This is a genomic window from Desertimonas flava (assembly GCF_003426815.1).
Classification (GTDB): Bacteria; Actinomycetota; Acidimicrobiia; order Acidimicrobiales; family Ilumatobacteraceae; genus Desertimonas; species Desertimonas flava.
The window spans coordinates 147,251-158,529 of the sequence record NZ_QKYK01000009.1 but is presented as its reverse complement, the minus strand read 5'-3'; the positions used below and the strand labels follow the sequence as shown (position 1 = coordinate 158,529).

Below are 11,279 nucleotides of genomic sequence, written 5' to 3'. Positions count from 1 at the left end.
TCCACAACGACATTCAGGAGGTCGATGACGTGACCAGTCGTCGAACGAGCAAGACGCTCGCCACCGTTCTCGGTGTGTCTGCTGCGGCAATCGCCATCAGCAGCGTCGCCGCCGCAACCACCGCACCCCCCGGTTCCGAAGGCGGTGCCGCCGCCGGTGGCGGCGGGGAGCTCATCGATCTGGGCACATTCGCCCTCGACCCGCCCGAGCACATCGACCCGGCGCTGAACACGACGCTCGACGCCTACCAGGTGATCAACGCGCTCTACGACGGTCTGACCGACATCGATTCCACCGATCCGTCGAGCCCCGTCGTCGTCCCCGATCTCGCCACGTCGTACGAGTCCAACGAGGACGCCTCGGTCTGGACGTTCCAGATCGCCGAGGGCCTCGCGTTCTCCAACGGCGAGCCGATCCTGCCCAGCACGTTCAAGCGCTCCTGGGAGCGCGCCGCCATGCTGGCCGGCGACTACTCGTACCTGATGAACTTCATCGAGGGGGGCGCCGAGATGTTCTCGGCCGACCCCGACGGCACAGGACCTGAAGAGGCTCCGCCTGCGGCCACCGAACTGTCGGGCGTCGTCGCCGACGACGAGGCGATGACCCTCACGGTCACGCTCTCGGCTCCGTACGCCAACTTCCCCGCGGTTGCCGGCTTCCAGCTGTTCTTCCCGATGCCCGAGGAGGCTGACGCCGCCGGCGCCGACTACGAGAACCAGCTGATGATCGGCAACGGGCCGTACGCCATGGAGTCGGCCCGCAGCGACGAGGTGATCGTCCTCGTCAAGAACGAAAGCTGGGACGGCGACTTCAACGGCGACACGTGGGACCAGCGCCCCGATCGCATCGAGTTCCGGGTCTCGGCCGACGCCGACACCTCGTACAACGCGCTCGAGGCCGGCGAGGGCGACACCGCCCGCATCCCGTCGGGTCGCACGGCCGAGGCTCAGGAGAACTGGGGCACCACGACCGATGTGCCGATCATGGGCTCGTACTACTTCCAGATCAATGACCGCGACCCGCGGATCGGCGGACCGGACAATCTCCTGCTGCGGCAGGCGATCTCCCAGGCCATCGACCGCGAGGCGATCAACGACGCGGTGTTCGACGGTGCCCGCTCGGTTGCCACCGGCATCGTCCCCGAGGGCATTCCCGGCTTCATGGCCGACCTCTGCAGCTACTGCGGCTACGACCCCGAGGCCGCCCAGGCGGCGTTCGACGAATGGGTAGCGGCCGGCAACGAGCTCACCGAGCCGCTTCCGATCCAGTACGGCGCCGGTGGTGTCCACGGCGACGTCGTCGCGATCATCGTCGACAACCTGTCGCAGATCGGCATCGACGCCCAAGGTGAGGAGCTGACGACCGAGACGTACTTCTCGTCGATGGCGGATGGCTCCTGCGTGATCTGCCGCTCGGGCTGGATCGCCGACTACCCGACGTACGACAACTTCATGTACGACCTGTTCCACAGCGACGCCCTGAACGGCAACAACTACGGCTTCATCAACGACGAATTCGACGCCCTCGTCGACGAGGCCAAGGCCACGACCGACGAGGAGACTCGCGACTCGCTGTTCAACCAGGCTGAAGAGCTGCTCCTCAACACCCAGATCGGCGCCATCCCGCTGCTGTTCTACCGTGGCGACTACGCCTTCAACGCCGAGCGCCTGCAGGGCTTCACGCAGTCACCGCTCATGCTCATCCCGTGGGAACGGATCACCATCGTCGAGTGACGAGAACGACCGTCTGACAACTCATGACTGATGGCTCGGGGCGGGGCGCCAGCCCCGCCCCGAGCACGAACCGGCCTCTCCCGTGATCAGCTACATCATCCGGCGCCTGCTGCTCCTCATCCCAACGGTCTTCTTCGCGCTCTCGTTCCTGTTCCTGCTGTACTTCGTGCTACCCGGCGATCCGGCGACGTTGCTGGCCGGCGGCGCCAATCGCAACGTCAACCCCCAGACCTTGGCGGATGCGAGACATCGCTACGGCCTCGATCAGCCCCTGTGGGAGCAGTTCTGGAACTTCTGGCGGCGCACGATCCGCTGGGATCTCGGCACCTCGTTCGTCAACAATCGCAGCGTCAACGACATGCTCGGCGAGAAGGCTCCGCGCAGCATTCGCCTGGCGATCTGGGCCACGCTGATCGACATCGTCGTCGGTATCAGCGTCGGCTTGATCTCCGCCGTCAAGCGATATTCCGTCCTCGATCGGATCACGACGTTCCTCACCGCGCTGGCCTCGGCGATCCCCGTCTTCGTGCTCGGGTTCGTTCTCCAGTACTTCTTCGCGGTCTATCCCGAGAAGCACGACTGGCCGCAGTGGGCTCGGTTGCGGACGTCGCGCCTCGGGCCCGACTCGTGGTTCGCCTTCATCATCCCGACGGGGGACCAGTGGCGATACCTGATCCTCCCCGCGATCGTGCTCGCCGCGGTCACGGCGGCGACGACAGCCCGGATGACTCGTGGTTCGATGCTCGAGGTGCTCAACATGGACTTCATGCGCACCGCTCGTTCCAAGGGCCTCGCCGAGCGCACGATCATCCGCCGTCACGGACTGCGCAATGCGTTGATTCCGGTGGTGACCTTGATCGGCATCAACTTCGGCACCGCCATCGGCGCGGCGATCCTCACCGAGACGGTGTTCTCGTGGCCGGGCCTCGGCTCCCAGATCGCCGATTCCGTCGGGCGACGCGACCTGCCGGTCATCCTCGGGTTCACGCTCGTCGTCGTGATCGTGTTCGGTCTGATCAACCTGCTCGTCGACTTGTCGTACGCCTGGATCGACCCTCGAATCCGGCTGGGGGAGAGCGCATGACGGACCTGATCAGTCTCCCCACCGTGCAGCCCGACGAGGCCCCGCTCGGTGATGTCGCGCCCACTCCCGCGAGAGGCGCGACGTGGCGGCGATTCGCCCGCAACCGGTTGGCGGTCGTCGGGCTGGTGATCATCGCCATCCTGGTGTTGGCGGCGATCTTCGCACCGCTGATCACCTCGTACAGCTACTCGGCGACGGGACCCGACCGACGATTCGGCCCGTCGCGCGATCACTGGTTCGGCACCGATCGCCTGGGTCGGGACATGTTCACCCGCGTCGTGTACGGGGCTCGCGTCTCCTTGAAGATCGGTTTCCTCGCCACGCTGATGTCGATGGTGATCGGCGTGCTTCTCGGCTCTACCGCCGGCTACTTCGGCGGGGTGATCGACAACCTGCTGATGCGGCTCACCGACGTGTTCCTCGCCATTCCCTACATCGTGCTCGCCATCTCCGTCGCGGTCGTGTTCGGACGGAGCGAGAACTCGCTCATCCTGGTGATCGGGCTCACCGGCTGGCTGGCCGTGGCGCGTGTCGTGCGCTCGTCGTACATCTCCCTCAAGAACCAGGAGTTCGTCGAAGCGGCCCGGGCCCTCGGACTCGGCCGGACGCGCATCATGTACCGCCACATCCTTCCCAACGCCATCCAACCGATCATCGTCTACGGCACGTTGGCGATCGGCGGGGCCATCCTCACCGAGGCGGCGCTGTCGTTCCTCGGTGCGGGTGTCCAGTCTCCCACGCCGGCCTGGGGCTTGATGGTGGCGGAGGGCAAGGGCAACCTGGCCAACGAACCGCACCTGCTGTTCTTCCCGGGAGGCGCCATCGCCCTCACCGTCTTGGCGTTCCTGTTCGTCGGTGACGGGCTGCGCGACGCCCTCGACCCGAGGTTGAAGCAATGAGCGTGGACACCGTGCCCGTGCCCGAGTCGACGACGCCCGCCGGCTCCGACGTCCTGCTGTCGGTGCGCAATCTGCGGACGACGTTCGACACCGACGCCGGACTGGTCCGCGCCGTGGACGGCGTGTCGTTCGACGTGCGACGCGGCGAGGTGCTGGCCATCGTGGGGGAGTCGGGCTCAGGCAAGTCCGTCACCGCGATGAGCATTCTCGGTCTGCTGCCCTCGCCGCCGGCCATCATCGAGGGCGACGGCATCTTCTGGAAGGGCGAGAACCTCCTGACCGCTGGTCCCCAACGCATGCGGCAGGTGCGTGGCGGGGAGATCGCGATGATCTTCCAGGATCCGCTGTCGGCGCTGAATCCCGTCCATCGGGTCGGCAAGCAGATCGCCGAGATGGTCCGCCAGCATCGGGGCCTCAATCGCTCCGACGCATGGGCCAAGGCCGTCGAGGTGCTCGGCCTGGTCGGCATCCCGCAGCCCGAGCGCCGGGCCAACATGCACCCGCACGAGTTCTCGGGCGGTATGCGCCAGCGGGCGATGATCGCCATGGCGATCTCGTGCAACCCCGACCTCCTCATCGCCGACGAGCCGACGACGGCCCTCGACGTCACCGTGCAGGCCCAGGTGCTCGACGTGCTGATGGAGATCAAGGACGAGGTCGACTCGGCGATCATGCTGATCACGCACGACCTCGGCGTGGTCGCTGGGCTGGCCGACCGCGTGATGGTGATGTACGGCGGCAAGCAGGTGGAGACCGGCGACGCCCACGAGCTCTTCTACGAGACGCGGCACCCCTACACGCTGGGCCTTCTGGCGTCGTTGCCCCGGCTCGACGACGTCGGCGACGAGGAGCTGCTGCCCATCCGTGGAGCTCCGCCGTCGTTGCTGAAGCTCCCGCCCGGCTGTGCGTTCCACCCGCGCTGTGATCACTCGAACGGCCGCGAGGTGTGCCGCACCGACGTCCCTGAGCTGCGCGTGATCGGCTCCGGCGACCACCGCTCGGCGTGCCACTTCGCCGAGGAGCTGGTCGGCGGCGTCTCCCGCTCCGACGCCGAGGTGGGATCGTGACGGCGCTCGACGTCGTGCCGTCGCCCGCCGCGGTGCCGTCGGCCCGACCGCTGCTGAGCGTCCGGGACCTCGTGAAGGAGTTCCCGGTCCGTGGCGGTGTGTTCGGCCGCACGATGGCCCTCGTCCATGCCGTGTCCGGTGTGTCGTTCGAGGTCGGGTTCGGCGAGACGCTCGGGTTGGTGGGGGAGTCGGGCTGCGGGAAGTCCACCACCGGCCGGCTCGTCCTGCGCCTCATCGAGGCGACGTCGGGATCCGTCGAGTTCGACGGACGCGACGTCCGCTCCCTGAAGGGTGATCAGCTCATCGAGTTCCGGCAGCGCTGCCAGATCGTCTTCCAGGACCCGTACGCGTCGCTCAACCCGCGCAAGACGGTGGAAGTGGCGATCGGCGAGGCATTGCGCGTGCACCGGGGCATGTCCAAGGAGGTCGCCGCCAAGCGCGTGGCGGAGCTGCTCACTCTGGTCGGTCTGTCGCCCGAGCACGCCACGCGCTATCCGCATCAGTTCTCCGGCGGCCAGCGGCAGCGGGTCGGCATCGCCAGGGCCCTCGCCGTCGAGCCCCGCCTGATCGTGCTCGACGAGCCGGTGTCGGCGCTCGACGTGAGCATCCAGGCCGGCGTCGTCAACCTGCTCCAACGTCTCCAGGACGAGCTCGGCCTCACGTACCTCTTCATCGCCCACGACCTCTCGGTGGTGCGCCACATCTCCGACCGTGTCGCCGTGATGTATCTGGGCAAGATCGTCGAGACCGGCACGCGTGACCAGATCTTCGGTGCCCCCGCCCACCCGTACACGCAGGCCCTGCTGTCGGCGATCCCGATCCCCGATCCGGATCGGGAGCGTTCGCGTCAGCGCATCAAACTCGAGGGCGACGTTCCGAGCCCGATCGCCCCGCCGTCGGGTTGCCGCTTCCGGACCCGCTGCCCGATCGCCCAGGACGTTTGCGCCCTCGAGGAGCCGGCGCTCGTCGATCGCGGCAACGGGCACCCCGTCGCCTGCCACTTCGCCAAGGTCGTCGATGTCGTCTGATCTCCGCCTGGTCGCCGGGTCCCGCCGATAGAGTTTCCGGCCGTGCGTGACGTCATGCTCTACCTCGTGCTGGTCATCAACGTGGTGTCCATGGTTGCCATGATCGCCGGCATCCTCATGCACAGCGGTCGGGGCGGCGGTCTGTCGGACATGTTCGGCGGCGGCGGCGGCGCGGCGCTCGGTTCCTCGGCAGCCGAACGCAACCTCAATCGCATCACGTTCGTGTTCGCCCTGGTGTGGATCATCACGGTGATCGCTCTCGGTTTCCTGTTGGTGCGCGAGTAGCTCGCAGGTAACGTTGCACAGCCACGTCGGAGTGGCGGAATGGCAGACGCGCTAGCTTGAGGTGCTAGTGGGATATTTTCCCGTGGGGGTTCAAGTCCCCCCTCCGACACCAGACTGACCAGGGCTTCTGCCCTGGTCATTGTGCTTTCTACGAGCGCACGAAGTCGCCGGAAGACCCGTTTGTCTGCGGTTTGTCAGCAGTCGCGCCAAACACCTAGACGCGGATCGCCCTCCGATCGCGTGTATGAAACCACACATGTGATGTGGCTATGTGTGTACAGTTTCATACATGCGAAGAGAGGAGCGCATCGAGCGCTTGCGAAGCATCCGGCCGGTGTTTCGTGCCGCCGAGGCCCGTGAAGCTGGGCTCTCCTGGCGTGACCTCTACGAGCTGCGGGACGCAGGCGACCTGATCGCGCTCTCGCGCGGCATCTACCAGCTGTCCGAACGTGCTGGTGGCGAAGCGATCGACTTCGTCACCGTCTCCTATCGTGCCCCGAGTGGGATGATCTGCCTCGACTCGGCGCTGGCGTACTGGGATCTGACCGACCACGTCCCGGCGCACGTCCATTTGGCTGTCCGCAAGGGGACGACTCGCCCGATGATCGACCACCCGCCCACGGCGGTCCACGTGTTCAACGACAGGACGTTCGACGTCGGCCGCGTTCGCGTCGACGTCGACGACGACGAGGGATTCTGGATCACCGACCGGGAGCGAACGATCGTCGATGCGCACCGGTTGCGGCACCAGGTCGGCGCCGACGCGGCCGCCCACGCGTTGCGTCGCTACCTCCGTCGACGCGACGCGCAGTTGCCGCTGCTGCTCGAGTACGCCCGCGCGCTCGGAACCGATCGCAGTCTCGTCGCCGACCTGCAGCTGTTGATGGCATGAACCGACCCACGCACGCGACGCCTGGCGGACACGCGTACCTCGAGCTGCAGCGTCGTGCCCGCGTCGAGCGGGTGGGAACACAAGAGCTGCTCGTCTGGTACGTGCACGAACGCTTCCGCTACCGGCTGTCGCGCTCGAGCTTTCGGGATCACCTGATTCTGAAGGGCGGGATGTTGCTCGTCGCGTACGAGGCACGTCGAGCCACGCAGGACATCGATCTCCTCGGTCGCCGAATCTCGAACGACGAGGCCTCGGTCTCAGGCATGGTCGCCGAGATCGCGCGGATCGAAGTGCCGGACGGCGTCGAGTTCGCCGTCGACCAGATCGCCACCACGACGATTCGTGACGACGCCACATACGGCGGTGTCCGCGTCACCATGCCGGCGGCGGTTGATCGAGCCAAGATCCTGCTGCGCGTCGATCTCAGCGTCGGTGACCCGGTGACACCCGCGCCGATCGAGGTCGACTGCCCCAGCCTGTTGGACAGCTCGTTCACGCTGCGCGGCTACCCGATTCCCACCGTGCTCGCCGAGAAGATCGGACCCTCATCGAGCGCGGGGACACGAACACGCGCGAACGCGATGTCGCTGACATCGTCGTGCTCGCTCGTCGACACCGTCCCAGCGACGAAGAGCTCATCGCGGCGATCACCGCAACGGCGGCTCACCGGCAGGCCGAACTACGCCCGGTCGCTAATGCAGTCAGGGCGCTCGGTGAGCTGCGCCAGCGATCGTGGGAAGTGCTCGTCGAGCGAGCCGGCCTCGTCGGCCGCGTGCCCGAGCAGTACCAGGCAGCGCTGGAGGAGGTGGCCACTCTCGTGGACCCGTTACTCGCAACGTGAGCGCCCGCCGGCCGGTCGGCCACGCGTCTCGCATCGGTGCCGCTTGTCCGCGATTTGTCCGACGCTTGTCCGCAAACTGGACGGAACCAGCGGGTATCAGACATCACCAGACGACACGAGCCAGACTCAGAAACTGAAGCTGAGCAGGACGAGCAGGCGTGAGTCGGCAGCAGTCGACAAAGCCGAGATTCGCCGTTCCAGTTTCAAGTCCCCTCCGACACCAGACTGACCAGGGCTTCTGCCCTGGTCATCGTGCTTTCGGCCTGGTTCGACCAGGGTGCTCGCTCGGCTAGGTTGCGTCGGTGGGTACGAGTGACGAGCGGCTCCACGTCCGAGCGACGGGATCGACGGCCCTCGCAATGTTGGAGGCGTTGCGCGAGACGGTGCCAACGAAACGCTGGGCGATCGCCGAGCCCGACGCCAGCGGGGCCGATGTCTTCGACGTGTACCGATCGCCAGGGTGGTTCCACGTCCTCCCTCGGGAGCTCTCGATGTCGGGCTTCCTCCAGGACGCGACTGTTCTCAAGCGGCTCGCCCGGAAGGTCGACGCGCACGTGCTCTCGACAATGGTGCTCGACAGCGATCTCGCGACCATCACCCTGGTGACCCGCGACGGCACCCGCGAGATCCTGGCCAGCAGCCAACCGGACGGCTATCCCCGGATCGGTCGAGCTCGCCCGAAGACCCCGGCGTGGGGGGAGCTTCTGGTCGACGGTGTCGCCGCCGCCCAGCTCGGCAAGGCGCTGCGCCGGGGGAGTGGGATCGTCGATGACGACCTGACGGCCGCCCTCGGCTTGCTGGGCCTGCCGGAATCCGTCGCTCTCGGCGATCGCACCGAGCTCGGCCGCCTGGAAGGCTCGATACGCGTGGTCGAGCTCGGCGGAGGCGCTGGATCGTCATCGGGTCCGAGCTTCGTGACGTTCAACCCGCTGCTCACCGGAGTCGCGGGCGGCCAGGTCACCGGCGAGCTGGTCGTGCGCCAATGGAACCGACCCGACGACGAACTAGCGCTCGGTGTGAGTGGAGGCGCGATCGACTCCGGGCTGTTGGAGGACGTCGTGGTGGACGTCGACCGCAGAGTCAGCGTGTACGACGAGGGCACGAACGTCGACTACGTCGCGACGGTCACGGCGTCGGCCAAGGTGGCGGGATGCGGCACGGTGGAGTTTCATGCCACGGATCCACGCGGAGTCACGTACGGCGCGCTGGTGCCCGTTTCCGTGAAGCGAATGCGGGCTGACGGGTGGCCCTGGAGCGTGAGGAACGCCTGGGTCACCGTTCGTTTCGCCCCGCTCACCTCCGCTGAGGAAGCCTTCCGGCTCGTGTCGGCGTGGTTCGGGACGCCGGGAATCGTCGATGCAACCGAGTCGGGGCCGAAACCGCCGGAGGCTCGGCTGAAGGTCAGCATGCTGTTCGGGGAGGACATCCGATTCGCCTCGCGCACCTATCGGCTGGCCGGGCTCGTCGACGACCGACGCTGGCGGCGGTTTGCCGGGGAGTTCGCCGACGCGAACTCGGTCGGTGGCGTCGCGGAGCCGCGGCCGGGTCGCAACCAGGGCGGGACGACGTTCGACTATCTGGCGGCGCCGGGGTACGGCGTGCGCGACGTGGTCGCGCGCGAGGAGTTCACGCCGCGCCTTCGACTGACACTGGACCGCGCCTACGCGAGGCCCGACGCCGAGCGGACCGCCATGATCGCCGTGTCCGGTCTCCTCGACGACTGCGTGGCGGCGGGCCTGGCGGTTCAGGCGGTCGCCGGGCTCAGCGCGACCGACGACACCGACCACTACCGCGCCGGCGACATGTGGCGCGAGCGGATGCAAGACCCGTCGGCGCCACAATCAACGGCGGACATGTGGGCGCAGTACGGCCTCTGCCTCAGCCACGAGCTGTTAGACGTTGCTGGCGCTCGCCGCGCACTGTGGTCCGCTGGCCACACCGCCTGGTTCGGACAGGAGTTGTGGGCACGCGTCGACCAGGTTCGCCTCGCTGAGATTGCCGACATCGAAGTGCTCGGTCGAGGAGCACGCGCCACTCTGCACCCGGGTGTCGAGCCCGAGTCGCTGGGCGTTGCCGTCCCCATGGTCCCGATCGTGGACATGTTGTTCGACGAGCACCAGCAGCGCAGTTTTCGCGGTGACGAGAACCTCCCGCCCGAACTCGACCGCTGGCTCCGTCAGTACCAGAGTCGGTGACGCCACATCCTGAGTGACGGATGTCACTCAGGATGCTCGGGTGATCGCCCTACTGCCGGGTCCGGGGTCTGCCGATATCGACAGGGTGGTGAGCAGACTTCCTCGACTCGTTCTGACCGTGTCCGTCGCCGTTGCCGGGATGGCCGGCGTGGGTATCGTCCAGGCCGGCACGGACAGAGGAGTGGGGGTCGTCGAGGCCGCGGCCTCGCCCGATGTCGTCCGGGCGACCGGCACGACCTACGTCGTTCGCGCCGGTGACTCGCTGTGGGGGATCTCCCGCCGGTTCGGCGTGTCGCTGGCCTCGCTGCTGACGGCGAACGGCTTGACCATCTCGAGCGTGATCCATCCGCGACAGACGCTGATCATCCCGTCGGGCGGGGGAGCGCCGGCACCGACGGCGCCTCCGGCCACGACGCGACCGGCGACGACGCCGACCACCCGGCTCCCGAGCGCCGGGGGCTACACGGTGCGGGCAGGCGACTCGCTGTACGGCATCTCGCGACGGCTGGGCGTCTCACTCGCCTCCCTGCTGTCGGCGAACGGCCTGACGATCTCGAGCGTGATCCATCCCGGCCAACGGCTCAACATCCCCGGGGCGAGTGCTCCGGTGACGACGGCTCCGGCGACGACTCGCCCGCCGGCAACGACGCGACCGCCGGCGGCGACGGCTCCGGCCACGACGCGACCGCCGGCGACCACGTCCCCTTCCGTCCCCGGGACGTACACGATCCGGGCGGGCGACACGCTCTACGGGATCTCGCGCCTCCTCGGCGTGCCGTTCTCGGCCCTGCTCACCGCCAACAACCTCAGAGCCAACAGTCTGATCCTTCCCGGTCAGCGCCTCGTCGTCCCCACGGGCGGGTCGCCGGCGACCGTCCCGGCGACGACCGTCCCCAACAACGTCGGGATCGTCGAGGCCGAGCGGATCATCCGCGAGGTGTGGCCCGACGACATCGAGCAGATGGCCGTCGACATCGCCCGGCGAGAGAGCGGCCTGCGTCCCTCGGCCCAGAACGGCTGCTGCGTCGGCCTGTTCCAGATGTACTACGACCTCCACTCGTGGTGGCTCGACGACATCGGCATCACGAGCCGCAGCGCCCTGTTCGACGCCCGGACCAACGCCCGCGCGGCCCTGGCGCTGTACCAGCGGGCCGGCTGGACGCCCTGGGTGGTCACGCCGCGCCCTTGACACGACCGGCGCAGGCGTCGCCTCGCCGGACGGCGAAATGGCTGTCGACGACGCCGCCCTCCTGGT

General features: G+C 67.6%; 10 protein-coding genes and 1 tRNA gene. All 11 read left to right on the top strand.

All coding sequences use genetic code 11. The features are described 5' to 3' along the window. Positions 1–29 precede the first annotated feature (29 nt). The 11 genes from DN771_RS13145 to DN771_RS13095 all read left to right on the top strand — a co-directional run bounded on the left by DN771_RS13145 (position 30) and on the right by DN771_RS13095 (position 11,213). Positions 30–1,733 (top strand): peptide ABC transporter substrate-binding protein, encoded by a 1,704-nt coding sequence (locus DN771_RS13145; protein ID WP_162941893.1) that lies wholly within the window; start codon positions 30–32, stop codon positions 1,731–1,733. An 82-nt stretch (positions 1,734–1,815) separates the two neighbouring features. Next, positions 1,816–2,817: an ABC transporter permease gene (locus DN771_RS13140; RefSeq protein ID WP_116997989.1), complete on the top strand. Its 1,002-nt coding sequence runs from the start codon at positions 1,816–1,818 to the stop codon at positions 2,815–2,817. Continuing rightward, entirely contained in the window at positions 2,814–3,716 is a 903-nt protein-coding gene (locus tag DN771_RS13135) for an ABC transporter permease (RefSeq protein WP_116997988.1), read from the top strand. The genes DN771_RS13140 and DN771_RS13135 overlap by 4 nt, the downstream gene beginning before the upstream one ends. Continuing rightward, on the top strand, positions 3,713–4,783 hold the full coding sequence (locus tag DN771_RS13130) for an ABC transporter ATP-binding protein (RefSeq protein ID WP_116997987.1): 1,071 nt from the start codon (positions 3,713–3,715) through the stop codon (positions 4,781–4,783). Before DN771_RS13135 ends, DN771_RS13130 begins: the two co-directional genes overlap by 4 nt. Beyond that, positions 4,777–5,811: an ABC transporter ATP-binding protein gene (locus DN771_RS13125; RefSeq protein ID WP_420810927.1), complete on the top strand. Its 1,035-nt coding sequence runs from the start codon at positions 4,777–4,779 to the stop codon at positions 5,809–5,811. The genes DN771_RS13130 and DN771_RS13125 overlap by 7 nt, the downstream gene beginning before the upstream one ends. Before the next feature lie 42 nt (positions 5,812–5,853). Further along, positions 5,854–6,096 carry a preprotein translocase subunit SecG gene (secG, locus tag DN771_RS13120; RefSeq protein WP_227462342.1) on the top strand — a complete coding sequence of 81 codons (243 nt, stop codon included), beginning with the start codon at positions 5,854–5,856 and terminating at the stop codon, positions 6,094–6,096. 25 nt (positions 6,097–6,121) lie between these two features. After that, a tRNA-Leu gene (locus DN771_RS13115) sits at positions 6,122–6,208 on the top strand. A 177-nt stretch (positions 6,209–6,385) separates the two neighbouring features. Then, positions 6,386–6,988: a type IV toxin-antitoxin system AbiEi family antitoxin domain-containing protein gene (locus tag DN771_RS13110; protein WP_116997985.1), complete on the top strand. Its 603-nt coding sequence runs from the start codon at positions 6,386–6,388 to the stop codon at positions 6,986–6,988. A gap of 101 nt (positions 6,989–7,089) precedes the next feature. Next, positions 7,090–8,058, top strand: coding sequence for a nucleotidyl transferase AbiEii/AbiGii toxin family protein (locus DN771_RS30985; RefSeq protein WP_162941892.1), 969 nt, complete (start codon positions 7,090–7,092; stop codon positions 8,056–8,058). A gap of 73 nt (positions 8,059–8,131) precedes the next feature. Further along, positions 8,132–10,024, top strand: coding sequence for a hypothetical protein (locus DN771_RS13100; protein ID WP_162941891.1), 1,893 nt, complete (start codon positions 8,132–8,134; stop codon positions 10,022–10,024). Between the two features lie 88 nt (positions 10,025–10,112). Then, positions 10,113–11,213 carry a LysM peptidoglycan-binding domain-containing protein gene (locus tag DN771_RS13095; RefSeq protein WP_162941890.1) on the top strand — a complete coding sequence of 367 codons (1,101 nt, stop codon included), beginning with the start codon at positions 10,113–10,115 and terminating at the stop codon, positions 11,211–11,213. The last annotated feature ends 66 nt before the right edge of the window (positions 11,214–11,279 follow it).